The organism is Trichococcus ilyis (genome assembly GCF_900109135.1).
GTDB lineage: Bacteria > Bacillota > Bacilli > Lactobacillales > Aerococcaceae > Trichococcus > Trichococcus ilyis.
The window spans coordinates 1-26,130 of sequence record NZ_FNYT01000005.1; the positions used below are offsets into that span (position 1 = coordinate 1).

A 26,130-nucleotide genomic window follows, 5' to 3' on the forward strand; every position below is an offset into this window, starting at 1 on the left:
GTAATACGAGTTCAAACCAGAGGTATCTATCCTCTTCAAAAACCAAGTGTACAAAAAACGGACAGATTGAATCCCTTGCATCGAAATGATTGCCAAAAGAAAAAAGAAAATTTTATTTGCAGTCGGTCGGGTCATTCCGGCAAAATAGGGCTCGAAATAGACTCTTAAACTTTTGATTGTCATGCCTTTTTGATATAATTGATTCATAGCAAACAACCCCCTTTTTTGTTGGTTTTTTCTCCAAATCAATCATACAAAAAATTTGGGGTTGTTTGTATTTTTATGCCCTTAGGGGCGTGAAAAGTTGTAAAGTGGTGATCCTTATTAATTAATTAAGTTAATTAATAAAAAACACCATTGACTGAAGGGGGCAAAATGGACCGTAAAGAAAGCAAAAAAAACCTGATCCGCTCCTTGTTCCTGTCGGAGCCGTCCTGGACAAAACCTTTGCTGGCCAAGCAAATTGGCGTCAGCACTGTGACGATGAATATCCTGATCGACGAATTGCTCCAGGACGGGGAAATCATCGCGGTCGGAAAAGAAAGAAGCACCGTCGGCAGACCTTCCACTATGTACCGGTTGAATGCCGAAAAATTCAGCTACCTTTTGGTGTCCATCGTTGAACATGATCAGGCGCTGCGGTTGGAAGGCCGGCTGATCGACGGGCGGAAAGAAATAGTGGCGCAAAAGGATGCGGATTATCCGGACGTCAGCCTCCCCGCCTTGCTAGATTTCATCAAAGGGTTGTTGCTGGAATCCCCCCATCCACCATTGTCGGTCGCGATTGCCATTCCGGGCAAGAGTGTCGACGGAACGGTGGCAATCAGCTGGTGGGACAAAATGAACGGGTGGCGGATCGAAGAAACCGTCACCGAGACCTTTCATGTCCCGGCCCACATCGAAAACGACGCCAACTTGGCCACGATCGGGTTCGCCCACCGCCTTGGGATCGACTCCAAAGAAGGCGTGGTCGGTTTGTATTATCCGCATCTGAGCCGTCCGGGCGCATCATTTTTTTATGACGAACAGCTGATCACCGGAACAGATTCTCTGGCGGGGGAAGTGAAATATCTGCCCTTCTTTTCCAGTGAACAGAGTACCGTTTACACGCTGGAGCAGGAAGTTGATTTTACCGTGCGCATCCTCGCACTATACACCATCCTGTTGGCGCCCAAACATATCTTGGTGCACATCAACAATGTCAACGGGAACGTATTGGGCCAAAAACTGGATGCCGCTTTGAAGGATATGGGCATTCCCATCAAACCGGAATTGCTCGTATCGGAAGATTATGAAGAACATGTCTATATCGGTCTTTTGTGGCTGGCTCAAAAAGAGCTGCCCTTTAAAATGAGGAGGAATGTCAAATGATGAAGTTAGTGATCACGGATTTGGACGGTACTTTTTTGAACAGCAAAGGTTCTTTCAATAAAGAACGTTTTGAAAGTGTAAAAGCCGCTTTGGATGCGCGCGGCGTCAAATTTGCCGCCTGCACCGGCAAACAATGCGAACGGGTCGAGGAATTGTTCGGCGAGGCCGCAAAAGATATCTGGATCCTGGGCGACAGTGCGACCCGCATCAAGCACCAAGGGGAGTTCGTTTTCCAATCGCTGATCCCGAACGAAACCGGCAAAGACATGATCGCAAAGTTGGAATCTTTGGGACTCGATTTCACGATCATCGTCTGCACGGATAAAGCTGCCTACATCAAAAACAACCGCAGCGAACTCGAACAGAAAATCGTACGCGGAAGCTATGCCGTCGTGAAGGAAGTGGCGGAATTCAACGAAATCGAGGAAGATATCGTCAAGATCACCATCTTCGATGGCGAAAAGCGCTGTCTGGAAACGGTCAAGCTGCTGCAGGATTTTGCCGACCGTCTGTACCTTGTCGCAAGCGAGGCGGCCTGGATCGACATCACGAACTACGGCCAGCACAAAGGCGCCACCGTCCAACACCTGCAGGAGATCCTCGGCTGCACAAAAGCAGAAACCGTTGCGTTCGGCGATGGGTTCAATGACTTCGAACTGCTGGATGAGGCCGGCTTGAGCTTCGCGATGGGCAATGCCTTCGACGCAGTCCAAGCCCATGCGGATTTTGTGACGAAGACGAATGATGAGGACGGCGTGCTGTTCTCGATCGAAAAATTACTATCATTGACGGCAGGAGCGTAAGCAAAAGATGAAATCAGAAAAAGAAAAAATGATCGCCGGCGAACTTTATTTTTCCAGCGACCCGGAGCTTTCCGCAATGCGGCAAAGTTCCCGCGAAAAGATGCGTCTCTTCAACAACGAAACGGATGCCCGCAAGCGCAGCGAACTGCTGAAAAGCTGGTTCGGAAAAACCGGCAAGAATATCTATATCGAACCGACGTTTTCGCTGGACTACGGCTCCAATATCTTTGTCGGCGAGAATTTCTACGCTAACTTCAATTGTACGATACTGGATACGTGTCCGGTCACATTCGGGGACAACGTGATGATTGCGCCGAACGTCAGCTTATATACGGCTACCCATCCGCTTGATCCGGTCGAACGGAACAGCGGCTGGGAATACGGCAAACCGATCACGATCGGCGACAACGTCTGGATCGGCGGCTCATCCGTGATCGGCCCGGGCGTCACCTTGGGGAACAATGTCGTTGTCGGAATGGGCAGCGTCGTGACCAAATCCTTCCCGGACAATGTCGTCATCGCCGGAAATCCCGCGCGTGTGATCCGCCAGATCGAGGTTTCCGATCCGTCCTGATTACGATGCTTAAGTGACAAATGTTGAAAAACCCGGCGAAGCGAGGAAGCTTCGTCGGGTTTTTGTGTTCTACTTTTCGTGCTAACTCCGGTGAACGGAGCCTTATCGAAGTTGATGGGCGTTTCAAAGACTGTACTACGGTGAACATAGCCTCGCCGGAGTTCACGCTCTCATGCTAATGCGCTCCTCCGGCCAAAGCCGCTTCACCGGAGAAGAAGGGCGGCAACACTATTTCTCGGTTCCAGCTTCCGCCAGCAAGCGGTGGATCGCCCTGTCGACTAATGCGATCGGAAACCCGACAATCGTGTTGTAGTCCCCTTCGACACCGGAAACCCAGAGCGCGGCTTCCTCCTGGATACCGTATGCGCCGGCTTTGTCCATCGGTTTACCTGATGCGACATATGCCTGCACTTCCTCCGCCATCCGATCGTCCCATTCGAAAAAGCTGACCTTCGTCTCCGATGCAAAGGTCGTTTCCTTTTCGCCCCACAAAATGCTGACGCCGGTCAGGACCGAATGGGTCTTGCCTGCCATCGCGCGCAGCATCGCACCGGCATCAGCTTCATCGATCGGCTTGCCGAGGATCTTTTCGTCCAAAACAACCACGGTGTCAGAGCCGATGACCAACGCTTCCTTGTTTTCGCGGTGGATGACTGCCGCTTTTTCCCGCGCCAGCGTCTCCACCAGTTCCTTGGCGGTGTCCAAAAAGCTTCCGTTCTCCGCTTCTGCCAGAACACGTTCCTCCACCGCTTTTTCGTCGATGTCCGCAGCCTGGACCGCGAAGTCCTTGATGCACAAGGACAGCAATTCGCTGCGTCTTGGCGATTGGCTCGCCAATATGATTTTCGGCCCCATTTGCTCTCCCCTTCTTTCTTCAAAGTGCAGAATCAGGTCATACCACACGGCATTGCCGTGCGTCGAGTCCGATCTGCCGCTGTTCGCCAACCCGAACTTCTCGTAGTATGGAATCTTTTCTTCCTTGCAGCACAAGGTCAGCCCTTGTCTGCCTGCTTGACGGGCCGCTCCGATCAGCGCCTTCAGCAAGTTCGCGGCAATCCCCCGCTTCCTGTATTCCGGCAAGACATCCAAGCCGAATACGCTTTGGTAGGCACCAGCCGGATTATGCAGGGCCGCATCGTGGTAATGGGCATCGCGGATGATCGGTTCATCGATGACCGCCCCATTCACGAATCCCACGAGTTCTCCTTCCGCTTCGGCAACCAGGAAGCTCTCCGGAAACAGCTGCAGCCGTTCGCTGAGTGATGCCTCTGTCGCCGCCTCTGCTTCCGGAAAACAGGTATCTTCGATTCTTTTGACGGCAGCCAAATCCTGCAACGTCGCTTTCCTGATCTCAATTTGCATCTTTGGATCCCTCTTTTCTGTCATCCGTTAATTTTACCGATAAGCAACTTATATTTCCAGAAAAATTATTTGTGCACGGCGTTCCCTGATCAAATTTTGTCTGATTGGACACATTATATTGGGCCAATAATCCGGAAAGCGATTGCATTTCCGGTAAAACGGGGGTAAGATGACGATAGATTGAGGAATTATTCACGCAATCCATACTTTCATTATTTAAGGGGGATTCACCATGAACAACATCGAAAACAAATGGATGCGTGCCGCCGTCCCGGCACTGCTGATCCATTGCAGCATCGGGACGGTCTATTGCTGGTCTTTGCTGAAGGGTGGCATCGCCGAATACATCGGCCGGCCGTTACCCGAAGTCGAGTGGGCTTTCAGCCTCGCTATCTTCTGCCTCGGGATATCGGCCGCCTTCGCCGGCAAAATCGTCGAAAAGGATATCCATAAAGCTTCGCTGATTGCAGCGGTTTGCTTCGCATCCGGAATGGCCGGAACGGGCTTTTTCATCCAACAAAAATCGCTGATCGGGATTTTTCTGACTTATGGCGTTTTGATGGGCATCGGCTGCGGCATCGGCTACCTTTCGCCGGTAAAGACACTGATGCTCTGGTTCAAGGACAATAAAGGCCTCGCAACCGGAATAGCGGTGGCCGGGTTCGGTTTGGCAAAGGTCATCGCCAGCCCGATCATCCAGATGCTGCTGGGCGCAACGAACGCTGACGGTACGCTGGTTGACCCGACTCGGCTCTACAGACTGTTCTATATCTTGGCTGTGGCCTACTTCATCATGATGTTCGTCGGCCATCTTCTTTTGAAGAAGCCAGCGGATTGGGTGGAAGTGACTGCGAAGACGGAACGCGGGAACACGCTGGATATCTTCAAGAACAGAACGTTCATCGGCATCTGGCTGATGTTTTACCTCAACATCACCTGCGGATTGGCGCTCATCTCCCAGGAAAAGGATCTGCTGCATTTCATCGGTTTCGGAGCGATCGCCACAATCAGTTCCTTGACTGCGATTTTCAACGCAACTGGCCGACTCGCCTTTTCAGCATTCGGAGACAGGCTGAAAGACAGGAATACCATCTATATCTGGATTTTTGGCCTATCGATTGCCGCAACGGCTATCACGCTTTTAGCGAACGGTGTGAATAATGCCATCGCGCCGCTGATCATCTTGTTGATGTGCACCATCAATGCGGGTTACGGCGGCGGGTTTTCCAGTCTGCCGCCGCTGTTGGCTGACCGCTTCGGCATGAAGACCATCAGCACAGTGCATGGACTGGCCTTGTCGGCTTGGGCTTTTGCCGGCCTGTCCGGCAACCAACTGAGTGCCTTCATCATCGCGAAGACCGGCTCCTACAATAATGTCCTGTACGCCATCTTGGCGATGTATGCCGTCGCCTTCTTCATCAGCACGTTCCTGCTGCGGGCAAAACCGGAAGAGACAAGAAGACATCCCGTCCATCACTGATATAAGAAAAGCGGAACGGGTTCGCTCAGCCCTGAAAGAAATTTAGGAAATCTGGCCCTGAATGAGCATCGAAGAGCGCAATGGGTCAGATTTATCTAATTTCCGAGGGGCTAACCCGTGAAGCTGGACATCATTTTAATTGCATGAAACATTTTGCAAACCTGTGAAACACTGATGGTGATGCACTTTTGATTACAAAAAATTATATACTTTCCTTTGTATTACCGCAAAAATCCGTCGACAAGTCATCATGCATGACTCGTCGACGGATTTTTTTATGCCTGTCCGAATACTTCTTCCGCAACCGTGACGCCGGCGCGGGCATCTTTGCAGTAATAGTCCGCACCGATGGCTTTGGCGTATTTCTCCGTCAGTACGGCTCCGCCGACGAAGACCTTCACAGGCAGATCCGCCTCGCGCAAGGCTGTGATCGTATCCTCCATCGCGGTCACTGTCGTCGTCATCAAGGCGGACAATCCGACCAGCTTGACTTGTCGCTGCTTGGCCATCGCCACAACCTCCTCGATCGGGACATCTTTGCCCAGGTCGATGACATCGTAGCCGTAGTTTTCCAGCAGCACTTTCGCCAGATTCTTGCCGATGTCATGGATATCCCCTCTTACGGTCGCCATAATGATCGTTCCCTTCGATTCCAGCTTTTCATGGCTGTCCGAAAGTTTCGCGCGGATTGTTTCGAAGGCCTTTCCGGCCGTTTCGGCGGCGCGGATCAGCTGGGGCAGGAAGATGTTCTTCTGCTCATAGAGCTTGCCGACTTCATCCAGGGCCGGCACGATGTGATCATCCACGACCGCCAACGGAGTATTGTCTTTCAGCAAGTCATTGGTTGCCTTCATGATCCCGGATTCATCGCCCTCCAGCAGCATTTCCCGGTAGGAACGCACGACAGTCTCCTGCTTGGGCCCATCGGATTTGACGACAGCCTTTTTGTTGTTGTAGTCGATATAGTCGATTGCCCCTTCGTCCTGGCCTGACAGCACATTGAAAGCGCGCATCGTATCGACGATTCCGTCCGCCCCCGGATTGATGATGACCGTATCCAACCCAGAAGTCAGGGCCATCGCAAAATAGGTGCGGTTGATCAAGGCCCGGAAAGGCAGTCCATAGGAGACATTGCTCAATCCCAAAGTCGTCAGCGCCGGCGTATTTTCCTTGACCCAACGCAACGCCTTCAGTGTTTCCATGACCGCCTTCTGTTGGGCGGCCGCAGTGAGCACAAGGCAATCGACCAGCAAGCGCTCCGCTCCGATGCCGTGCTCTCCTGCCCGGTCGATCAGCTTTTGGGCGACCTGGGTCCGGCCTGCGGCATCATCCGGGATGCCCGCTTCATCCAGACACAAAGCCACGACAAAAGCGCCGTACTTCTGGACGATCGGATAGATTTCGGCCATCGAGGATTCTTTCCCGTTGACCGAATTGACGATCGCGACGCCGCTGTAGCGCCGCAAAGCCGCTTCAAGCACATCCGGCTTGGTCGAATCGAACTGCAGCGGCGCTTCCACCAGACCGCTCATGCCGTCGATGATTTTGGTCATGTAGTCCGTTTCGTCGATCATCGGCAAAGAAGTGTTGACGTCCAACACGTCCGCACCTTTTTGGACCTGTTCGAAAGCGACTTTGATGGCAGCCAACGGATTGCCTGCCACGAATTGTTCCTTCAATTTTTTGTTGCCTGACGGGTTGATCCGCTCACCGATGAGGGTGATCTGGCCGTCCAGGCAAACCTTTTTCTGCGCGGAGCAGACGTAACGTTTCAATTTGTTGGCTTCCCTTTTCGCGAAAAACGCTTTGGCCTGCTGCAGATCGCGGATGTACTCCGGTGTCGTGCCGCAGCAGCCGCCGATCACGGAGACACCCAAACCAGCCAACTCCTTCGCGACGGCAAGATAGTCCGCGGAAGTGACGGAATATTTGGCGACGCCCGCTTCCGTCACAGGGATGCCGGCATTCGCCTGCACCATCACCGGCGTATTCGTGAAGGCCAAGATCCTTTTGATGATCGGAATCAGTTCCTTAGGCCCCAATGAACAGTTGACGCCCAGTGCATCCACACCCAGTGCATCCAAGGAGAGCGCCATGATTTCCGGCTCGGTTCCGGTCAGCGTATTGCCGTCCTCCGTGAAGGTCATCGTCGCGAAGATCGGCAGGTTGCAGTTTTCTTTCGCCGCCAAAACGGCCGCGCGCATTTCCGCCAAATCCGACATCGTTTCGATGAGGATCAGATCCGCTCCGGCCGCGGCTCCTACCGTCACTTGCTCGCGGAAGTAGGCGTAGGCCTGATCGAAATCAAGCAATCCGATCGGTTTCATCATCTTTCCGACCGGCCCGATGTCGAGCGCTACCTTTGTTTCCGTTCCTTCAGCCGCCTTTTTGGCGATTTCGACGGCCGCCGTCACGATTTGAGCGACAGAGTAACCCGTTTCTTCCAGTTTGTAGGCATTCGCTCCGAAGGTGTTGGTCGTGATGAATTGGGCGCCGGCTTCGACGTATTCCTTGTGGATCCGGCCGAGCAGCTCGGGATCCTCCAGATTCAACGCTTCCGGATTTTGGCCAGCTTTCATTCCGTATGTTTGGAGCATCGTGCCCATCGCACCGTCGAAGAGCAGCAGCTCTTCCCCGGTTTGTTTTCTGATATCCATTCTTTTTGTCCCCCCCTGGTTTAACTTCTAGCTGTGCAGCTGTCGTTCAGTTCGCACTCGCTGCAGCTGGTGTTCCCGCAGCGATGGTTCTTGCCTTTGGATGCGCCTTCCTCCAGAACGCCCAAGATCGCCACAATCGACTTTCTTGGCGTCATCAGCATCGAATCGGTCAGATGGACGCCGATCCGTTTGTCGGACTGCAATTCCCCGAGCAGCGTTTTGTTGGTCGCCAGCGGCAGGTCCCCGTATCCGGGCGCGTAACGGAAAGTCAATGCGGCTCCCGCCGGCAGCTGGCTTTCGATTTCCTGCTGGCAACTGTCCGCGATCGTCTCGACGAATGCGGATGCACAGGCATCCGCGATCATGCCCAAGGTAGGCGACATCAACTTGTTGCGCTCGATGATGCGGTCGCCCTGCGCGCCTAACGTGCAGACCATGATATAGACTTCCTTGCAGCGTTTAAGCGTGCGGGTGATGCTCTTCCCTTCCAGCACCACAGCGGTCCCCTCCAGCGTGATCACGCCCTCGACTGAGTGGTCCAGGAGATAGTGCCCATACGTCCATTTCCCGGTGATTGCCTGCTCAAACTGGGCGGCGATGTTCTCCATGTCGTTCCTTGTCCGTTCATCCGGTTGTTTGTTGCCGAAGCCAAGGTACTTCGCGACCAGCTTCAGATCCGTCTTCATCGTTGCGGCTCTTTTCTGCAGACCGCCTTGCGGACGCAGGAGATGTTCTCCATGATCCTTCTGGTTGCGTCGGGCTTGTTCATCGTGTAGATATGGACGCCATCCACCCCGGAAGAAAGCAGATCGATGATCTGATCGACTGCATAGGCGATGCCTGCTTCCTGAAGCGATGCCGGATCGTGCGCATATCTGTCAAGTATCCGCAGGAATTTCGGCGGCAGGTTGCAGCCGGAGATTTCCTGGATCCGTTTCACCTGTTTGATGTTCAGTACCGGCAAGATCCCCGCGATGACCGGCTGTTCGATGCCGACAAGCTCCAATTTTTCCTTGAATTGATAAAAGAGATCGTTGTCGTAGAAAAGCTGCGTGATCATGAAATCAGCGCCGTGGTCCATTTTTCTTTTCAGGTTTTTCAGGTCGTCGACTTTGTTGATGGAATCGACGTGCCCTTCCGGATAGCAGGCCGCGCCGATCGAAAAATCGCCCGCCGCTTTGATGTCGTCGATGAGCTCGGAAGCGTAACGGTATTCCGGCTTCCAGTTCTTGTCCGCCAGCTTTTCCTGCGGGATATCCCCGCGCAAAGCCAGGATGTTTTCGATGCCGCTGTCCTTGATCGATGCCAACGTCCGTTTCATGCCCTCTTTGGTGGAGGTGCAGCCGGTCAAATGGGCGATCGATTCGATGCCGAAATCCTTTTTGATGCGCGATGCGATTTCGACTGTGTTGCTTTGGGCGGTACCGCCTGCGCCGTACGTCACGGAAATGAAATCGGGATGGAGGTCCTTCAGTTCGGTCAAAGTATCGAAAACCGTTTCAAGGGCGTAGCTGCTCTTCGGCGGAAAAATTTCAAACGAAACGGTCGGTTCCCCTTTGCTGATCATATCTCTAATCTTCATAACTCATGTCCTCCTCCAATTCGTTCAAAGTGCGGATTTTTAGGCGCACTTACTTTGTGTACAGTTGATCATGACTGCCGATGACTTACCACAAAAAGTCATTTATTTCCAATAGTATGCCATGGAATGAAGATATAGAGTAACACCAAAAAAATATAATAAGCTATAGCCAAAGACTATAGCTTATATGGGCCGACCTGCTCAGTTTCCGTAGGTCCGGATCACTGCCTTCAGCTCCTTGATATAGGCTGCCGCCTGCCGGCTGATCCCGGCTTTCTTGTTGGCTATCCAGCCGATCACCATCCGGTCCTCGACGTCCAATGGAACCGAAACGATATCGGTGCCGTTCAGCTCTTCACTAAGTACGCCGGTGGAGATGGTATAGCCGTCCAGTCCGATCACCAAATTGAACAAAGTCGCCCGATCGCTTACCAGGATGCTTTTTTTATGGAAGACGGTGCTGAGGATCTCTTCCGAAAAATAGAAGGAATTATGCTCGCCCTGTTCGAACGACAGGTAGGGATAGTCCTCGAGATCCGCCAAGGTTACGCTTTGCTTGGACGCCAAAGGATTGCGGACGCTGACAAAGATGTGCGGTTCCGCTTCAAACAAAGGATGGAACTCCAATTGGCTCTCCAGCAGGATTTTCTGGAGCGCATTGCGGTTGAACGAATCCAGATAGAGGATGCCGATTTCGCTCTGGAAACTTTTGACGTCCTCGATGATTTCATGCGTGCGCGTCTCGCGCAAGGTGAACTTGTACTCATCCGCTCCGCTCTTTTTGATCATGTTGACGAACGCGCTGACGGCGAACGCATAATGCTGGGTCGAAATGGAACACAATTGCTTGGCCGGCTTCTTGTCGAGATAGCGCTGTTCCAGCAGTTCCGCCTGCTCGATCACCTGCTGCGCGTACTTCAGGAATTCGGTGCCCTCCGCGGTCAAGGTAATGCCTTTGGCGGTCCTGATGAACAGCTCCAAGCCGATCTCTTCCTCCAGGTCCTTGATGGCATTCGAGAGGCTCGGCTGCGAAATGAAGCATTTTTTGGCTGCTTCGTTGATCGATTTGTATTGGGCGACCGCCAGCATATATCTCAATTGTTTTAGGGTCATCTGTCTTTCCTCTCCTCTCGCTGCTTTGGTCGTAAAAACGCTTATTCGTTTTGCATTTTGATTCTTACCCGATTATACCAGATGGATTCCCGCGCGCAAAACAGGGCCATCCCGCAATGGGACAGCCCCGGCCAAACCTATTTTTTCCGGCTGACTTTTTCCTCGATCTTGCGTTCGAAGCTTTCTTTGTTGTCCGTCACCGTGATGGGCGCGTATTCCGGCCAAGCCTCTTCCAAGGCTTCCGCGGAGTCCCCGCTCAGCAAGAGCACCTCGATTTTCCGTCCGAAACGCTGCTCCAATTCTTCCGAATAGCCCATAATCGATGGCACCGCATTGATCGCGATCGCCGCACTGCCGTTCTTTTTGAATGTCCTTGCCACTACGAATTTCATAGATTCACCTCAGCGTCCATTATAGCAAAAAGGCTGCGCTGCCGGTAAAAAAATCGGCAATTCCTTTGCTGTTTCCGCACTTCCGGACCGATTGACTATACATCCAGCTCGGGCTGAACGCTGGTTTCTTCGGGGGCAGCCTTGTAATGAGCCATCACCAGAGCACCCAAGCCTGCCATAACGGTCAGCAGGGAGCTGAGGAAATTGACAAACGGCGGCAGCCCCAAAAGCCCGAGGACAGCCAATCCCAGGAGCACCAGCCAGACTCCCTTATGCAGCTCTGGCCATTTGAAGCGTTTCGCCACCCACTGGCCGATGAAAACCGCCACGATGATCCGCGACAAGTACAGCGAGAACGTATAGACGGCACTCAGCATGAAGCCTGCCGGTATTCCGATGACTGTGACCATCGCCAAGATGATCATAGGCGGCACCACCAGCAACGTCAGCAATCCCACCCCTAGCGTCTTCAATGGCTTTTCAGCCAACGGGCGGACCGTGTTGTTCCAGAAGGCAGGCCGCCAAATCCGGATAAGGAACCAAATCAGCAAAGCGCTCGCCAAGCTCCAGAGGAACCAGAAAAATTTCCTTACCGGAGTTCTCGTCGCTTTCACCGCGACTTCCCTGTCCACGTCCACCGTTTCGGCAAATTCCCAATCGGTGTCTCCTTCAATCGTTGCGCCGGTGCCGATGTCAGCCTCGTTTTCTCCCTTGTAGCTCAAGTCGCCGGCTATGTTCGCGCCATCCTGAAGCTTCAGGCTGTCCGTCTGCAGGTTGGCGTCCCCGCCGATCTGTCCGCTGAGCACGATTTCGGCAGCGCCCCCAAAGAGGTTGCGTTGGATAATCCCCTCCTGCAGGATCGTCGCCCCGGCCGCAAACAGATCCCTGCCGACAGACGCATCCCGTCCGATGGAGATGCTTTGGCCGGCAAAGAAGACATCGCCTTCCGACTGCCCGTCAAAGTCGAGCGACTGGCCCGCCCCATAAATATTGCCGGTCACCGTCCCGCTGATGGTGATCGTCTGCGATGCCACAAAAAGATCGCCGTTGATGTTGCCGTTGATCCGCACATCCTGCCCTGACACAAACGTCGTCCCTTCCACATTGCCGTCGACCTTCACCACATTACCCGCAAAGAAACCCGGCCCCTCGATCGTTTCCCCGGCAGCCAAATGATCCAGATTCTCCGCATCCATGCCCGCGGCCGAAGCGACACCCGAAAATCCCAACAAAATCGCCAAAAATACCAAGTTGATGCTCCAGAAGAGGGCTTTCCACCAGACCGTCTTATTCATCTTTTCCATCCTGCATCCTTCTTTCAGACAAACCGCAAGTGATTATCCTTCATAAGCCCTTCTCAGTTCCGCAAGATCCAATTTTTTCATTTTCAGAGTCGCCTCTGTGACGCGTGCCAATTTTTCAGGATCTGGTGTCTCCATCATCTCGTTCATGTCCGTTGGAACGATTTGCCAAGATACCCCGTATTTATCCTTCAGCCATCCGCAGTTTTCCGCTTCCGGCACATAAGACAGGGCTTCCCAATAGTAATCGATTTCTTCCTGCGTTTCGCAATTGACGATGAAAGAGATGGCTTCATTGAATTCAAAATCATGGGCCTGAACGCTGTCCATGGCTGCGAACGTTTGGCCTTCCAGTTTGAACGAAGCGAACCTGACCGTTCCCGGCGCATCCGGTTCCTCCCCAAATCCGTAGTAATCCATTCCCTCGATTTCGGTATCCGAAAATACCGACTCATAGAAAAGGATCGCTTCTTCGGCTTTGCCGCATCGTTTTTTTGTGAACATCAGCGTCGGCGTCAGTTTCTGCTCGATCTCCCGATCGCCGACGTACATGATTTGCCAGGACAGTCCATAGCGGTCCTCGGTCCAACCATACCTTTTGCTGAAAGGATAAGCATCCAACGGCATGAGCACTGCGCCGCCTTCCGAAAGTTTTTCCCAAAGGAAATCGATTTCCTTCAACGATGCGCAATCGATCCGGATGGAGATGGACGGATTGAAGCGGAAATACGGGCCCGCCGAAATCGCCATGAAATCCTGCCCAGCCAACGACATCGAGATCAGCTCGGCTGTTCCGTATGGTGGCGGATTGTGGATTTGGATGACGCTTGTGATTTTGGAATTATCGAACAGTGATGTATAGAATGCGGTGGCTTCTCGAGCTTGCGTATCAAACCAAAAGTGCGGAACAATTTTTTGCATATTCCGGATCCCCCTTATTGTTGAAACGATGATTGCGACGGTACAATTGCACACAAAAAACAGCGGCTGCATCAGGCTGCTGAAGTCGTTCTTCAGCAACACCGGTGCTTCCCACTGTCATTATGCCACTTTTCGTTGCCGATGGAAAATGAGAACCATCGGCGCTGAGCAGCTATTTTTTCATTATTGGGTTGCCTTCAATTTGGCATTCAGCTTGGCGTAAATAAGCTTCATGTAAGGCTCGCTGCACTTGGCAAGCGCCTCATCCAGCCCCATCCAGGCGACGCCGCTGTTCTCGTCCGGTTTGACGCTCGTCCGCTGCGTCTCGTCCGCTTCCAGCAGGTAGGTCAGGTTCAGGTGCACATGCGTCCCTACCTGTTTGCCGTTTTTGACATGCCCATCGACGCTGAGTATTTCCAGCGAAAAGAGCTCCCGAGATACCGGTCGCACCTCTTCGATACCCGTTTCTTCCTTCGTTTCCCGGATGGCCGTCGCCAGAAAATCGGTTTCTCCGTCCATGTGGCCGCCGATCCAGGACCAGGAACGGTAGATGTTATGGTAGACCATCAGTACCTTGGTCCGCTCGCGGTTGACGACCCAGCTCGAAGCGGTGAAGTGGGCGAACTCATTCTCGCGCCCGAACAGATCAGCGAACTGATCCAGATAACGCAGCATCAGCTCGCGGTCCTTTTCCTCCTGTTGGTTAAAGGGGGAATAGTCCGCAAGCATTTGTCTGATTCCCATGCCAGCCTTCCTTTCGCATGCTTTTGGCGGTCAATTGGTCCGCGAGAAGCCTTCATCATTCAGATAACCGACGGCCGCATCGCGGGTCTTGAAGATGCCTTCGATTTGGCCGTTCATCAACGCCACCGACCACATCGGATTGTCGTAGATCAGCAGCAGCACGTCTCCGGAAGCATCCACCCATTTTTCCGAATGACCTTCCACATAGCCGTCAGCTGTCTTTTTCAGGAAGGCGATCGCCTTTTCCAACAGGAAGCGGATCGTCCCTTCATCGCTTTCCAATACGGAAATGTAGCCTTTCTCCGTCTCTTCTTTCGGCAGGTAGCCTGCATAAATGAAGGCATTGCCGTTTGGATGCAGGAAGCGGACAACGATCTTGTGCTCCACCGCGCTCGCATTGAAATGATAATTGATCCGGTTCATCGAGACCGGTACGGCCGTCAGTTCCTCATAGTCGTCAAATATCGCTTTTTTTTCTTCGAATGACAAGGTCATTTCTTTCAACTCCCTATTCATGTTCTCCGTTTTTGCGGAGGTTCGGTTCATTCTACCATATCCGGCTGCGGCCTTTCAGCCCCATCCGCGTATTTTTCCAGAAAATGATGCCTTCCGTCCCGATCGCGGCCAGCAATGATTTTTTCGAGATTCACGCTCTGGACACTCTGGAAGATGTTCGCATCGATGAGCGGGCTCGTTTCACGCAGCTTTCCGATCAGCGCCTTCACTTCCTTGCGCTTGAAACCGCCCAGATCGCTCAGTTGGCTATCGTACATTTCCGTGAACCGGCAGGCGCACTGCAGGAAGGTCAATTGATGGTAATCCTTCCAGGCGATGATGTCCGCTTCCTTCACGTTATAGAGCGGCCGTATCAGCTCCATCCCCGCAAAATTCCGGCTGTGCAATTTCGGCATCATCGTCTCGATGGTCCCGCCGTAGAACATATTCATCAGGATCGTCTCGATGACGTCATCGAAATGATGCCCCAAAGCGATCTTGTTGCAGCCGAGCGCTTGGGCTTTTTGGTACAGGCTGCCCCTGCGCATGCGCGCGCAAAGATAACAAGGGGACGACTCGACATTCTCCACGACATCGAATATGGACGACTCGAAAACGGTCAGCGGGATGTCCATCAATGCGGCATTCGCAAGGATCTGTTGCTGATTCGGTTCGCTGTATCCCGGATTCATCGCCAGGAAGACGAGCTCGAACCGGAGCGGACCATGGCGCTGCAGCTCCTGCATCAGTTTGGCCAGAAGCATCGAGTCCTTCCCGCCGGAGATGCAGACGGCTATCTTGTCGCCGTTCTGGATCAGGTCGTATTCCTGGATTGCTTTGATGAAGGGCCGCCACAAGGGTTTCCGGTATTTTTTGATGAGGCTTCTTTCAATTTGATCGCATTTTTCCATTGTGGTGAATTTTTCCTTTCTTGCGGGCTTAAGCTATCCGGGTTTAGGTTTTTAAGTTTTTTGAGTTTTAGGCTTTTTCGTTTGTTCCGGCGGGCGTCAGCCTCGCTGGAGCTGGGGCACTGTTTGATAGGCCCCGAGGTCGAAGCGCCGGTCTTCCAAAAGGCTCACCGGCATGACATCCATCAGGGCATTGGTGAGGAACACTTCGTCCGCCCCGAGAAGTTCATCCAAGCCGTAAACTCCTTCGCGGACAGGGATCCGCAGTTCAGCGCAGAGCTGGATCACCCGCGCTCTCGCTGTCCCTTCCAGGATGCCGCAGTCAAGCGAAGGCGTATAAACGACGCCGTCCTTCACCCAAAAAACATTCGCGACGCACCCTTCGGCGACATGTCCATGCGTGTTCAAAAAGACGGCTTCATCGAAGCCTCTCTTCGTTGCCGCTTCCTTCTCCAGGATGTTTTCGGCGTAGTTCAGGCTTTTGATGCCGACAAGCTTGGAGAATTCGTTCCTTTTCGCTTCGGCCAGACATACTTTCAAACCTGTTGCATACTCGGCTTTGTAGGTTTTCGTTCCGCTCAGGATCAGGATATCCGCTTCTTGGTGCGGCTGTTTTTTCGGGGTCGGTTTGCTGCAGACGATCTTGACGAAACCTGCATCGACTCCGTTCAGCGCCAGCAGCTCACCGATGATTCCGTTGAGCGCTTCTTCCCCGTATGGGCAAGTCATCCCCATAACGGAAAGTGATTGGACCATGCGCCGGTAATGCTGATCCAAAAACACCGCTTTACTGCCGGAAACCCGGATCGTTTCAAAAACGCCGTAACCATACATGAAGCCTGGGGACAGCGGACTGACCGCGGCAATCGCTTCATCCAAATAGGCATCATTCAAAAATACTTTCATACGTTTTCCCCTTCCGGCAGTTCCGCCTGCAGCGCCGCAATGAGCGCCTTCGCCTTCACAAGCGTCTCCTCGTATTCCATTTCCGCATCCGAATCCCAGACGATGCCGCCGCCGACCTGGAAATAGGCGGTTTCGTCCTTCAGCAGGATCGTGCGGATGACGATGTTCAGATCCGCATCGCCGTTGAAGCCGACATAGCCGATTGAGCCGGTATAGGCGTTGCGTTGCGTCGGTTCGAGCTCGTCGATGACTTCCATCGCCCGGATCTTGGGCGCGCCGGTTATCGATCCGCCCGGGAAGGCGGCTTTGATGCAGTCGAGGGCATGGATATCCTCCTCCAGTTCCCCTTCGATGGTCGAAACAAGCTGAAAAACCGTGCTGTAGTCTTCGATATGGTACATTTCCGTGACCTTGACGCTGCCCGTCTTGCAGACCCGGCCCAAGTCATTGCGCATCAGATCGACGATCATCAGCAGTTCGGCCCTGTCTTTTTCGCTTTCCAGCAATTCCTGGCGGTTCGCGCTATCTTCCTGCTCGGTGGCGCCCCGTGGCCGGGTGCCTTTGATCGGCCGTGTCTGCACCTTGCCGTTGCGGATCTGCAGGAACCGTTCCGGCGAGCTGCTCAACAGTTGGCCCATGCCGAAGTCGAGATAGGCGGCGAACGGAGCGGGGTTGATGCTGCGCAAGCGCGTATAGAGCTCATAAGGCGATGCTTCCGTCCGGCACTGGAAGCGTTGGGTCATGTTGACCTGATAGATATCGCCGGAACGGATATAGTCCTTGATGCGGGCAATCGCCTCCAGATAGTAGGATTTTGTCATGTTCGCGGTGAGCTTCGGCTTGGTTTCGGTGGCCGATCCCAAGGCTTGAACCGGAAAATGCGTCCCCCCCGCAGCCATAATGACCTTTTCCGTCTCGGCCACCCATTTTTCCGGATCGCCAAAGAAGCCCGGCGAGGCAAGATAGACCTTCCCCAAAAGATGATCCACCACGATCGCACCGTCGTAGATGCCGAAGAAGCTGTCCGGGATATGGACATCGTCGACCGCTTCCTTGGGCAGGCGTTCCACCTGGTGGCGCAGTTCGTAGCCGAAGTAGCCGACCGCTCCCCCGATGAAAGGCAGTTCCCCTGCGTAATCCAGCTGGTATTCCTCCAGCAACGCTTTCAGCTCTTCGAAAGCATCAACGCCCGCTTTTGCGGTCAGCGTCATTTCCGGATCGAAGCCGATGAAGGAATAGCGTCCCAGTTTTTCCGGATCCAACCCGCTGTCGAGAAAGAAGCAATGCCTGCGCTCGCGGAACAGAGAGAACAGTTCGAAGCTCGACAGGCTTGTGGCGATTTCCTTGATCACGATCTCAGCCGTTCTTTTTTTCATCAACAATCCCCCCTTCCCGCTTTTTTTTGGCACGCTCATAAAAATTGCGCAGCATGTCCAGCCCATGTTCCGTCAGGATCGCCTCGGGATGGAACTGTACGCCCTCGATCAACTCTTCGCGATGCAGGAAGCCCATGATTTCGCCTTCCTCCATCCAGGCGGTGATCTCCAGCTCATCCGGAAGGCTGCCTCTTTCCACAATCAAGGAATGGTATCTGGTGACATTCAGCGGACTCTTCAAGCCCTGAAAGACGCCCTTCCCTGTGTGGCGGATGGCATGGACCTTGCCGTGGACAGGCTCTTTCGCCTTCACGATTGCCGCACCGAACAGCTCGGCGATCGTCTGGTGCCCCAGACAAACACCCAGAAGCGGGATAGTCCCTGCAAAATGTCTGACGACATCCAGGCTGATGCCCGCTTCGTCAGGCGTTTTCGGCCCCGGGGAAATCAGGATCATCAGCGGATCCAGTGCCGCTATCGCTTCGATTGTTGTTTCGTCGTTCCGTTTCACGACAACGTTCCCGTCCAGCTGCTTCAGGTATTGGACGAGATTGTAGGTGAAGGAATCATAATTATCTATTACAAGTATCATATTTTTCCTCATCAATGCTGTTATTTTTGGCTCAAACGATACCTCCATCATACCAAATGCCGGGGTGCAAGCCTATAGTTTTGATGGAACTGAGAAAGGGCAGAAAAATGGCCAGGACAAAAGCCCCGGCCACTCGTGTTGGATTGGAAGCCGCTCCCCTTATGGTCCGACATCCGCCTCGTTGTCGAAGCCCCGCTGTTCCCAATAGCCTTTATAATCCGCATCATCGGAAAGTTCAATGCGGGTGATCCATTTGATCCATTTGTATCCCAGTTTGTCTTCCGCCACCAGCTGGAAGGGAAAACCCCTTTCGGGAGGCAGGACGACCCCGTTCATCTTGTAGGCGAGCATCAGTTGCCTTTCCATGATCGTCTGCAGCGGCAGGGAGGTGCTATAGCCGTCCTCTGAATAGAAAATGACCGTATCGGCGCTTGCCTGAACATCCACTCCTTCGAACAGATCCGCAAGCAGAATCCCTTCCCAAAGGATGTCGACGCTCCAGCCTTCCACGCAATGCAGCGTGACTGCCTTCGTGTATTTCTGATTATCCAGCACTTCATCATAGGACAAGGCGACCGGTTTTCCCACCAAACCGTCAATCGTCAGCGTGTAGACATCCACGTCGATATATTGGGGGCCTTTGATGGAGTTTTCCCGAAAATCGGTCAGAGACGACAGGTCTTGCCCTTCATATTCGTTCACTTCGGTTTTGGCCAGTTCTTCCAGATCCGTTTCACTTGTATTGTCATTATTGGAGGTTCCGCAACCAAAGAGCAACAGACCCAGCAATAACAACAGCCACTTGCCTGAAATGCGGTTGACATAGCGGCCCTTTCCTGCGGCTCTTCCCGCCTTATTCATCGGAATGCCTTCTTTCCTTCAAAAAACTGCCTGCATGCGGCCCTCAAAAACCTCGTGTCTGTCCTTCCCACGGCTGCTGTTTCCCTTGCCGATGCTCCTCCACGCTCGGCCCTTTCAGGTTGCGGAGGCGCCAAACGCCATAAAGATAGCTGAGGATCAGCCCCGCCATCGTAACCGGAAGCCCCAGGAGCGTATTGGTCCAAGCCAACGCGACAACATCCCCGCGCCTGAAAAGCAGGATCTGCAAAGCAAAACGCATGAGAAAAAACACCAGCCAAACCAACGTCACTTCCTGATAGGCCGGTTTCACATCCTTGCGCCAATACCACGCCAAATCCCATCCGCGCGTCAAATGGCTCGTCAAAGCTGCCAGCGGTTTCCCAAGGACCAGGCTGATCAGCGCCGCAAACACAAGCACGGTGCTGGTCACGATTTTGGGGAGATAGTAGTTGGCGGCATTATCCGAAAAATAGGCGATTCCGCAGGCAAGCAGTGCCCCGACCAAACCACCCACAGCATAGCGCAAAGGTTGCTTCCGCACCGACCGGATCATCACCAACAGCAATGCCAAAACAACCGCCCAGATGCTGGCTACCGTCAAGCTGTACCTTCCGTTGACGAAGGCAAACATCAAAGGAGGCAATAATGCATCGAAAGTCCTCCCTGAAACGACCAGCTTCAGTTCCTCTGAAATTTCTTGGATTCTGCCTCTCACATCATCAGCCCCTATCATCGAATCTGTAGGCCGCATATTCGATGATGACGCCATAGACGATGCCTGCCGCAAAACCGACCGCATCACCGAATCCTGTTGCGCTATAGAAGGCGAAGGACACCAGCAACCCCAATAAGGCTCCCCGTGCCAAAGCACGATTCAATTCCTGCGTTTTCCCCGCCAGACCGATGACGGCACCCATCAACAGCCGGTTATACCAGAAGGCGAACAGATAGAGCGCCTCCCTCTCAAATCCGGAACGCACCTGGGCTCCTATGATGCAGACTACGCCCAACAGTGCCCCCATGACGATAGAAATCTTCATCCTTTTCGTCACCATTTACCCCACTCTCCATCCGTGAATAAGTCCAAACCTGCCTGCCCGCTCGCCTACATTATACTACCGCTGGTGAAAAAAGCGAAAATGACGGCCCCAATCCGGGATATCCCGGATTGGGGCCGTCATAAAAAGTAATCACCCGATACTGCCTTCTAAGCTCAGTCCGTTTCGTTCATCAAGCCTGCTTTTTCAAACAGGTAGAAAGCCAAACTCAAAATGATGCCGACCACACTCGCAAGCACCATGCCGCTTAATTCGATGCCGGCAAATTGAACTGTCAAACCGCTCAAACCAGTCACGAAGACGATGGATGTCAGGATCAGATTCTTGGACTTGCTGTAGTCCACTTTTTCTTCAACCAACAGGCGCAAGCCGCTGGTGCCGATCATGCCGTAAAGCAGGAACGTGACCCCACCGATGACATCACCAGGAATTGTGGAAATGAGGGCTGCCAACGGTCCGAAGAAGGACATGACCATGGAGAAAATCGCAGCGCCAGCGATGACGCGCACGCTGTAGACACGTGTGATGGCCATTACCCCGATGTTCTCGCCATAAGTCGTCGTCGGAACCCCGCCGATCAAACCGGATAACGCAGAGGCAAAGTAATCAGCAAACAACGAACGGTGCAAGCCCGGATCCTTGATCAGATCGCGGCCGACGACGTTGGAAGTGACAACCTGATGGCCGATGTGCTCCGAAGTCAGCACAAGCAGAACCGGAAGCATCGTCAAGATGGCATCCATATCAAATTTTGCCAATTGGAAATGAGGCATCGTGAACAAGGATGCCTCCATTACAGGAGTAAAATCAACCATCCCGAAAGCAATCGCAGAAATGTAGCCGACGACGATGGCGATCAGAATAGGGATAGTGGACAAGAAACCTTTGAAGAGTACGGAACCTAGGACAGCCGTGCCCAAAGTGATGAAGAAGACAGCGAAGTTCTGTGCTGTCGCAGTGTCGGTCATCAAGTTCGCACCGATCGATCCGCCTTGAATCGTAAGGTGAGCCAGCTCCAGACCGATCAAGGCAACAACAGCCCCCATCGCTGCAGGCGGAAGGACAACATCGATCCACTTTGTGCCGACACGATGGATGACGAACGCCATGATACAGCCGATGATACCCAAGACGACGAAACCGCCCTGCGCATACTCAAAACCTTGGTTCGCGATGATGATGCTCGTCGGTCCGATGAAGGCAAAGCTTGACCCAAGATAAGCCGGCGCTTTCCCTTTTGTGATCCAAATGAATAATAGCGTGGCGACCCCGTTCATCAATAATACGATGCTCGGATCGATCCCGAAAATGATAGGCACAAGCACTGAAGCACCGAACATTGCGAAAGTATGTTGCAAACTGAGCGGAATAAGCAAGTTTGCAGGCACCTTTTCGTCAACCTGAATAATTTTCTTTGAAGACATACTATATTTCCTCCTATAGGCACAAAAAAAAGCCCTTGAATTATGATATTCGCAAAAGGACCTAAGGTATCAAATATTCGATTTGTTACCCTTTTTAATCTCTCTGGATTAGTTTAAAGGACTTTGCTCCGCTTATTTTAGCAATAATAATGAGAGAATACAATTATAAAATGATGAGATAATCCCGCTTTCATCCAGGACCCATTCTCAAGAATGACTGTTGGCATTTTTTAGGATCATAAATTCGGACCACCAGCATAGTTTGGAGCGACTGCCCCAGACCCGTTGGTGGTCCTTTTCAATTAAATTCAGACTGCCTTGCCTGCCCGGCGGACCAGTTCCGCCGGGATGCCGGCCATGCGTTTGAGATCGAGGATGCTTTCCGTTTCCTCAACCGAGAACAGACCTTTCTCAAGCACCAATTCCCTGACGGTTTTGCCTGTCTTCAGCGATTCCTTGGCGATCGCGCTGGCTTGTTGGTAGCCTAGCGTCGGGCAGAGGGCGGTAGCGATGCCGGCGCTCTCTTCCACCTGTTTGTAGCACACGAGCGCATTCGCTTGGATTCCTTGGATGCAATTGACAGTCAGAGTAGCGACCGCATGCGCCAGGCAATCGATCGATTCGAACAACGAATGGAAAATGATCGGTTCAAAAGCATTCAGCTCCAACTGTCCGGATTCGGCAGCCATCGTGATGGTCAGATCGTTGCCGATCACGCGGAAAGCGACTTGCGAAACGACTTCGGGTATCACCGGATTCACTTTCCCCGGCATGATCGAAGAGCCGTTTTGCTTGGCCGGCAAATTGATTTCGCCGATGCCCGCTCTCGGACCGCTCGACAACAGGCGCAGGTCGTTGCTCATCTTCGACAAGTTCACCGCTGCCGTTTTGATGGCAGCCGATACCCTGACGAAGCCATCCACGTTCTGGGTCGCATCGAAAAGATCCTCCGCCTGCATGAAACTGATCCCCGCTTCCTCACTCAGGGCTGCAGTTATGTTTGCCACGTACTCCGGCGTTGCATTGATCGCATTCCCGATGGCGGTACCGCCGAGATTGAGACTCTTCATCTCTTCCGCCGCGTTCAACAGGTGACGGATATCCCGTTTGACGAAGGACCGATACGCCCGGAAGGTTCTCCCCAAATTGGTCGGCACCGCATCCTGCATTTGCGTCCGCCCCATCTTGATGACCCCGGCGAATTCCTCGGACTTGGCACCCAATGCCCGCTCCAACTTTTCCAGTTCCGCAAGCAGTTCCGGCAGCAGTTGCAGGACGGTCATTTTCCCCGCTGTCGGGAAGACATCGTTCGTGGATTGGCACAGATTCACATCATCGTTCGGATGGACGATGCGGTAGTCGCCCTTTCTCCCGCCCAAAATTTCGATGGCACGATTGGCGATGACTTCGTTGGCGTTCATGTTGGCCGAAGTACCGGCGCCGCCTTGGATCGCATCCACAATGAAGGCCTCATGAAGACGTCCCGCCACGATTTCGTTGCAGGCTTGGACAATCGCGTCCTTTTTGCTGACTGCCAGATTGCCCGACTGGGCGTTCACAATCGCTGCCGCTTTCTTGATCCGCGCCAGATTGCGGATCAGTGCCCGATGCAAATTCGTGCCCGTGATGGCAAAATTTTCCTTTGCACGCAATGATTGCACGCCATAATACGCTTCTGTGGGTACCGCCAACGTTCCGATCGAGTCCGCTTCAATTCTCATGTTCATCTCTGTTTGCCCCCTGAAAATTTTCTGTCATTCATGGGACAAAGGATACCACCGCTGCCGACTGAATGAAACAGCCCAAGGGATGTTGCGAACAAAACCTGCACATTCGTCCTTTCCGCAAAAGAATCACAACCTATTTCCCATGGAACTTTATTTTCTTCAGCCGTGTCAGCATTCGTTTGCGCTCGGTGACATCCGGGGTATAGAATCTTAGGAAACACCACGGAAATCCAGAAAGGAACTTATCATGGATAAAATCGACAAGCAAATTTTGAACATTCTGCAGGCGAATGCGCGGGCTTCCCTGAAGGAAATCGGCGAAGCCACCTTTCTGTCCTCGCCGGCGATTTCGGCAAGGATCGCGCAACTGGAAAGGAACGGGGTCATCACAGATTACGGCGCGCATCTGAATCTGCAGACATTGGGGTACAACATCAAGGCCTTCATCAATCTGGAGGTCGATCCCAAGCAAAAGCTGGTATTTTATCCTTTTGTGGAAAGCATCCCGAATGTGCTGGAATGCAACTGCGTGACCGGGGAATACTCGATGCTCCTCAAGGTCGCCTTTCCGACGACGAATGAATTGGATACCTTCATCGGCGAGCTGCAGCAGTTCGGCAAAACCTATACGCAAGTCGTCTTCTCCACCTCGGTCGGGCCAAGAGGCATCCAATTTGCGGAAGAATAAGGCTCTGGTCACATGGAGGAAAGATGGATTCCAAAAAATGATCCATCTTTTCGACACTGAAAACACAAAAAAGATGAATAACATCAAGTTATCCATCTTTTTTTGTGTTAGTCCTCTTAGTGCTCGATTTCTACCCGGGATTCATCACTCTCTAAACATAGTAAAGATTTTCGGATGGGTACACCGGATCGCAAGTGACATCGAGGCCAAGATTCCGGAGGATCTGATCATCATCTTTATTCAACATGACCGTCGAATGGGCCTGCACATCCTTCAATTCGGAAAGTTTGCTGTAAGCCAGTTGGGCTGTCGGATTGGTGACCGCTGAAATGGACAGCGCAATCAGGATTTCGTTCGCTGTCAGGGTCGGGATGCGCTTATGCAGACCTTCGCTCTTCAGTTTCTTGATCGGTTCCAGAATGACCGGCGACAGCAGCAGGATTTCGTCGGAAATGTTCGCCAAAGCTTTGATCGCATTCAGGATGGCGGAGGAACAGGCATCCATCAGATCGGAGGTCCGGCCGGTGATGATCCGCCCGTCGTTCAATTCGAAAGCGATGACCGCAGGGATTTCGTTGTCGACCACGTGGTTCATCAAGCGCTCCGCGTATGCGCGGGCAGGCTTCACCGGGGCACGATCCTCTTGCTTCAGTTCAAGCTCTTCCATGATCAGGCGCATGTGGTCGCGCGTCTCTTCGTCACTCAGACCCTTTTTGTAGTCGCATTCTGTCGCAAAGCTGCGGCGGATGATTTCCTGCTTCGATGCCTCGCGGACCGCTTCGTCATCAGTGATGCCGAAACCGACGCGGTTCACGCCCATGTCCGTAGGCGATTGATAAACGGATTCCTTGCCGGTGATGCGCTCGATGATGCGTTTGATGACCGGGAAAGTCTCCAAATCGCGGTTGTAGTTGACCGCCACTTCGTTGTAGGTCTCGAAATGATAGTTGTCCATCATGTTGACGTCCTTCAGATCGGCCGTTGCGGCTTCATAGGCGATGTTCAGCGGGTGCTTCAAAGGAACGTTCCATACCGGGAAAGTCTCGAATTTGGAATAACCGGCCACGCGTCCTTGACGGCGTTCGTGGTACAGCTGGTTCAGGCAGGTCGCCAACTTGCCGCTGCCGGGACCCGGAGCCGTCACGACGACGATAGGCTTGGTCGTCGGAATGTACGTGTTCTGGCCGAAGCCTTCCTCGCTGACGATCTTTTCGATATTGGAAGGGTAGCCTTCGATGGCGCCGTGCGTATAGACTTTGATTTCGCGTTTTTCCAGCTTGTTGATGAACAGCTTGGTCGAAGGTTGTCCGTTGTAGCGCGTGATGACGACGCTGTTGACGGACAGACCGTATTCCCTCAGTTCATCGATCAGGCGGAAAACGTCCATGTCGTAAGTGATGCCGTAGTCGCCGCGGATTTTGTTGCGTTCGATGTCGCCTGCATACACACAGATCAGGATTTCCGCCTGATCCTTCAGTTTCTGCAGCAATTTGATTTTGGCGTCCTCATCGAATCCCGGCAAGACGCGTTTTGCGTGCTTGTCGCCGATCAGTTTCCCTCCGAACTCAAGATACAATTTGTCATAATTGTTGACCCGCTCCAGGATGTATTTCGATTGCTCTTCAATGTATTTCTGTGGATCAAAGCCGATTTGCTTCATCTGTTTTCCTCCAGTATTTGTATCGTGCATTTATATACTTCTCATTCTGTATTGATTTCAACTCTAACCATTATAGAGGTTTTTCTTTGATTGGCAATATGCATTTTCGGCTCCTGGACATTTTGTTCAGCAGAA

24 protein-coding genes and 2 pseudogenes are annotated in these 26,130 nt (G+C 52.8%); 5 read left to right on the plus strand and 21 right to left on the minus strand.

The genetic code is table 11. The features are described from left to right. Positions 1 to 207 (minus strand): annotated as a pseudogene (locus tag BMX58_RS14830) (IS701 family transposase); the annotation flags it as partial. A 168-nt stretch (positions 208 to 375) separates the two neighbouring features. Between BMX58_RS14830 and BMX58_RS03610 the strand changes: the two are divergent. The 3 genes and pseudogenes from BMX58_RS03610 to BMX58_RS03620 form a co-directional block, all read left to right on the plus strand. Beyond that, on the plus strand, positions 376 to 1,371 hold the full coding sequence (locus BMX58_RS03610) for an ROK family protein (RefSeq protein WP_068622446.1): 996 nt from the start codon (positions 376 to 378) through the stop codon (positions 1,369 to 1,371). Continuing rightward, the gene (locus tag BMX58_RS03615) at positions 1,368 to 2,174 is read left to right on the plus strand and encodes a Cof-type HAD-IIB family hydrolase (protein ID WP_068622444.1); all 807 of its coding nucleotides are present in this window, start codon (positions 1,368 to 1,370) and stop codon (positions 2,172 to 2,174) included. Before BMX58_RS03610 ends, BMX58_RS03615 begins: the two co-directional genes overlap by 4 nt. A 7-nt stretch (positions 2,175 to 2,181) precedes the next feature. Next, a pseudogene (locus BMX58_RS03620) lies at positions 2,182 to 2,739 on the plus strand (sugar O-acetyltransferase); the annotation flags it as partial. A 237-nt stretch (positions 2,740 to 2,976) separates the two neighbouring features. On the opposite strand, the gene BMX58_RS14835 reads toward BMX58_RS03620, so the two are convergent. After that, complete coding sequence (locus BMX58_RS14835; protein WP_068622442.1) at positions 2,977 to 4,110, minus strand: Maf family nucleotide pyrophosphatase; 1,134 nt, start codon at positions 4,108 to 4,110, stop codon at positions 2,977 to 2,979. Between the two features lie 241 nt (positions 4,111 to 4,351). Here BMX58_RS14835 and BMX58_RS03635 point away from each other — a divergent pair, with 241 nt between their 5' ends. Next, positions 4,352 to 5,590, plus strand: coding sequence for an OFA family MFS transporter (locus BMX58_RS03635; protein ID WP_068622489.1), 1,239 nt, complete (start codon positions 4,352 to 4,354; stop codon positions 5,588 to 5,590). Between the two features lie 275 nt (positions 5,591 to 5,865). On the opposite strand, the gene BMX58_RS03640 is transcribed toward BMX58_RS03635, so the two are convergent. The 18 genes from BMX58_RS03640 to BMX58_RS03725 all read right to left on the minus strand — a co-directional run bounded on the left by BMX58_RS03640 (position 5,866) and on the right by BMX58_RS03725 (position 23,641). Next, on the minus strand, positions 5,866 to 8,247 hold the full coding sequence (locus BMX58_RS03640) for a homocysteine S-methyltransferase family protein (protein WP_068622440.1): 2,382 nt from the start codon (positions 8,245 to 8,247) through the stop codon (positions 5,866 to 5,868). Between the two features lie 20 nt (positions 8,248 to 8,267). After that, positions 8,268 to 8,933 carry a vitamin B12 dependent-methionine synthase activation domain-containing protein gene (locus tag BMX58_RS03645; RefSeq protein ID WP_068622438.1) on the minus strand — a complete coding sequence of 222 codons (666 nt, stop codon included), beginning with the start codon at positions 8,931 to 8,933 and terminating at the stop codon, positions 8,268 to 8,270. Then, positions 8,930 to 9,829 carry a methylenetetrahydrofolate reductase [NAD(P)H] gene (metF, locus tag BMX58_RS03650; RefSeq protein ID WP_068622437.1) on the minus strand — a complete coding sequence of 300 codons (900 nt, stop codon included), beginning with the start codon at positions 9,827 to 9,829 and terminating at the stop codon, positions 8,930 to 8,932. Before metF ends, BMX58_RS03645 begins: the two co-directional genes overlap by 4 nt. A 201-nt stretch (positions 9,830 to 10,030) precedes the next feature. Continuing rightward, positions 10,031 to 10,942: a LysR family transcriptional regulator gene (locus BMX58_RS03655; RefSeq protein WP_068622435.1), complete on the minus strand. Its 912-nt coding sequence runs from the start codon at positions 10,940 to 10,942 to the stop codon at positions 10,031 to 10,033. A gap of 137 nt (positions 10,943 to 11,079) precedes the next feature. Further along, on the minus strand, positions 11,080 to 11,334 hold the full coding sequence (locus tag BMX58_RS03660; protein ID WP_068622433.1) for a DUF6718 family protein: 255 nt from the start codon (positions 11,332 to 11,334) through the stop codon (positions 11,080 to 11,082). A gap of 95 nt (positions 11,335 to 11,429) precedes the next feature. Next, positions 11,430 to 12,638, minus strand: a complete 1,209-nt coding sequence (locus BMX58_RS03665; protein ID WP_068622431.1) for a bactofilin family protein — start codon at positions 12,636 to 12,638, stop codon at positions 11,430 to 11,432. Positions 12,639 to 12,671: 33 nt separating this feature from the next. Continuing rightward, positions 12,672 to 13,556 (minus strand): VOC family protein, encoded by an 885-nt coding sequence (locus BMX58_RS03670; protein ID WP_068622487.1) that lies wholly within the window; start codon positions 13,554 to 13,556, stop codon positions 12,672 to 12,674. A 183-nt stretch (positions 13,557 to 13,739) separates the two neighbouring features. Beyond that, the gene (locus tag BMX58_RS03675) at positions 13,740 to 14,300 is read right to left on the minus strand and encodes an NUDIX hydrolase (protein WP_068622429.1); all 561 of its coding nucleotides are present in this window, start codon (positions 14,298 to 14,300) and stop codon (positions 13,740 to 13,742) included. Between the two features lie 30 nt (positions 14,301 to 14,330). Next, positions 14,331 to 14,795: a hypothetical protein gene (locus BMX58_RS03680; protein ID WP_068622485.1), complete on the minus strand. Its 465-nt coding sequence runs from the start codon at positions 14,793 to 14,795 to the stop codon at positions 14,331 to 14,333. 47 nt (positions 14,796 to 14,842) lie between these two features. Next, complete coding sequence (locus tag BMX58_RS03685) at positions 14,843 to 15,706, minus strand: tRNA 2-thiocytidine biosynthesis TtcA family protein (protein WP_068622427.1); 864 nt, start codon at positions 15,704 to 15,706, stop codon at positions 14,843 to 14,845. 96 nt (positions 15,707 to 15,802) lie between these two features. Further along, positions 15,803 to 16,609 (minus strand): aminotransferase class IV, encoded by an 807-nt coding sequence (locus tag BMX58_RS03690; protein ID WP_068622425.1) that lies wholly within the window; start codon positions 16,607 to 16,609, stop codon positions 15,803 to 15,805. Further along, entirely contained in the window at positions 16,606 to 17,985 is a 1,380-nt protein-coding gene (pabB, locus tag BMX58_RS03695) for an aminodeoxychorismate synthase component I (protein WP_165605749.1), read from the minus strand. The genes BMX58_RS03690 and pabB overlap by 4 nt, the downstream gene beginning before the upstream one ends. Next, positions 17,966 to 18,577 (minus strand): anthranilate synthase component II, encoded by a 612-nt coding sequence (locus BMX58_RS03700; RefSeq protein ID WP_068622481.1) that lies wholly within the window; start codon positions 18,575 to 18,577, stop codon positions 17,966 to 17,968. Before BMX58_RS03700 ends, pabB begins: the two co-directional genes overlap by 20 nt. Positions 18,578 to 18,736: 159 nt before the next feature. After that, positions 18,737 to 19,438 (minus strand): molybdopterin-dependent oxidoreductase, encoded by a 702-nt coding sequence (locus BMX58_RS03705; protein ID WP_084253848.1) that lies wholly within the window; start codon positions 19,436 to 19,438, stop codon positions 18,737 to 18,739. A 43-nt stretch (positions 19,439 to 19,481) separates the two neighbouring features. Further along, on the minus strand, positions 19,482 to 20,153 hold the full coding sequence (locus tag BMX58_RS03710; RefSeq protein ID WP_162268605.1) for a DUF3159 domain-containing protein: 672 nt from the start codon (positions 20,151 to 20,153) through the stop codon (positions 19,482 to 19,484). Positions 20,154 to 20,157: 4 nt separating this feature from the next. Beyond that, on the minus strand, positions 20,158 to 20,493 hold the full coding sequence (locus tag BMX58_RS03715) for a hypothetical protein (RefSeq protein WP_084253845.1): 336 nt from the start codon (positions 20,491 to 20,493) through the stop codon (positions 20,158 to 20,160). A gap of 158 nt (positions 20,494 to 20,651) precedes the next feature. Beyond that, complete coding sequence (gene uraA, locus BMX58_RS03720; RefSeq protein WP_068622421.1) at positions 20,652 to 21,920, minus strand: uracil permease; 1,269 nt, start codon at positions 21,918 to 21,920, stop codon at positions 20,652 to 20,654. 308 nt (positions 21,921 to 22,228) lie between these two features. Further along, entirely contained in the window at positions 22,229 to 23,641 is a 1,413-nt protein-coding gene (locus BMX58_RS03725) for an aspartate ammonia-lyase (protein WP_476756160.1), read from the minus strand. 253 nt (positions 23,642 to 23,894) lie between these two features. On the opposite strand from BMX58_RS03725, the gene BMX58_RS03730 reads away from it, so the two are divergent. Beyond that, positions 23,895 to 24,335 carry an Lrp/AsnC family transcriptional regulator gene (locus BMX58_RS03730; RefSeq protein ID WP_068622417.1) on the plus strand — a complete coding sequence of 147 codons (441 nt, stop codon included), beginning with the start codon at positions 23,895 to 23,897 and terminating at the stop codon, positions 24,333 to 24,335. Positions 24,336 to 24,486: 151 nt separating this feature from the next. Here BMX58_RS03730 and BMX58_RS03735 read toward each other — a convergent pair whose 3' ends face one another. Then, positions 24,487 to 25,995: a DUF1846 domain-containing protein gene (locus tag BMX58_RS03735; protein ID WP_068622415.1), complete on the minus strand. Its 1,509-nt coding sequence runs from the start codon at positions 25,993 to 25,995 to the stop codon at positions 24,487 to 24,489. Between the last annotated feature and the right edge of the window lie 135 nt (positions 25,996 to 26,130).

Bases quoted from the DNA above. Each gene is read 5' to 3' on its own strand.
- BMX58_RS03735 (WP_068622415.1), bottom strand. From the start codon at position 25,995: ATGAAGCAAATCGGCTTTGATCCACAGAAATACATTGAAGAGCAATCG.
- BMX58_RS03640 (WP_068622440.1), bottom strand. From the start codon at position 8,247: ATGGATATCAGAAAACAAACCGGGGAAGAGCTGCTGCTCTTCGACGGT.
- BMX58_RS03700 (WP_068622481.1), bottom strand. From the start codon at position 18,577: ATGATACTTGTAATAGATAATTATGATTCCTTCACCTACAATCTCGTC.
- BMX58_RS03685 (WP_068622427.1), bottom strand. From the start codon at position 15,706: ATGGAAAAATGCGATCAAATTGAAAGAAGCCTCATCAAAAAATACCGG.
- BMX58_RS03725 (WP_476756160.1), bottom strand. From the start codon at position 23,641: ATGAGAATTGAAGCGGACTCGATCGGAACGTTGGCGGTACCCACAGAA.
- BMX58_RS03610 (WP_068622446.1), top strand. From the start codon at position 376: ATGGACCGTAAAGAAAGCAAAAAAAACCTGATCCGCTCCTTGTTCCTG.
- BMX58_RS03730 (WP_068622417.1), top strand. From the start codon at position 23,895: ATGGATAAAATCGACAAGCAAATTTTGAACATTCTGCAGGCGAATGCG.
- BMX58_RS03670 (WP_068622487.1), bottom strand. From the start codon at position 13,556: ATGCAAAAAATTGTTCCGCACTTTTGGTTTGATACGCAAGCTCGAGAA.
- BMX58_RS03690 (WP_068622425.1), bottom strand. From the start codon at position 16,609: ATGAAAGTATTTTTGAATGATGCCTATTTGGATGAAGCGATTGCCGCG.
- BMX58_RS03680 (WP_068622485.1), bottom strand. From the start codon at position 14,795: ATGACCTTGTCATTCGAAGAAAAAAAAGCGATATTTGACGACTATGAG.
- metF (WP_068622437.1), bottom strand. From the start codon at position 9,829: ATGAAGATTAGAGATATGATCAGCAAAGGGGAACCGACCGTTTCGTTT.
- BMX58_RS03645 (WP_068622438.1), bottom strand. From the start codon at position 8,933: ATGAAGACGGATCTGAAGCTGGTCGCGAAGTACCTTGGCTTCGGCAAC.
- BMX58_RS03615 (WP_068622444.1), top strand. From the start codon at position 1,368: ATGATGAAGTTAGTGATCACGGATTTGGACGGTACTTTTTTGAACAGC.
- BMX58_RS03660 (WP_068622433.1), bottom strand. From the start codon at position 11,334: ATGAAATTCGTAGTGGCAAGGACATTCAAAAAGAACGGCAGTGCGGCG.
- BMX58_RS03675 (WP_068622429.1), bottom strand. From the start codon at position 14,300: ATGGGAATCAGACAAATGCTTGCGGACTATTCCCCCTTTAACCAACAG.
- BMX58_RS03665 (WP_068622431.1), bottom strand. From the start codon at position 12,638: ATGGAAAAGATGAATAAGACGGTCTGGTGGAAAGCCCTCTTCTGGAGC.
- uraA (WP_068622421.1), bottom strand. From the start codon at position 21,920: ATGTCTTCAAAGAAAATTATTCAGGTTGACGAAAAGGTGCCTGCAAAC.
- BMX58_RS03655 (WP_068622435.1), bottom strand. From the start codon at position 10,942: ATGACCCTAAAACAATTGAGATATATGCTGGCGGTCGCCCAATACAAA.
- BMX58_RS03715 (WP_084253845.1), bottom strand. From the start codon at position 20,493: ATGGTGACGAAAAGGATGAAGATTTCTATCGTCATGGGGGCACTGTTG.
- BMX58_RS14835 (WP_068622442.1), bottom strand. From the start codon at position 4,110: ATGCAAATTGAGATCAGGAAAGCGACGTTGCAGGATTTGGCTGCCGTC.
- pabB (WP_165605749.1), bottom strand. From the start codon at position 17,985: ATGAAAAAAAGAACGGCTGAGATCGTGATCAAGGAAATCGCCACAAGC.
- BMX58_RS03705 (WP_084253848.1), bottom strand. From the start codon at position 19,438: ATGAATAAGGCGGGAAGAGCCGCAGGAAAGGGCCGCTATGTCAACCGC.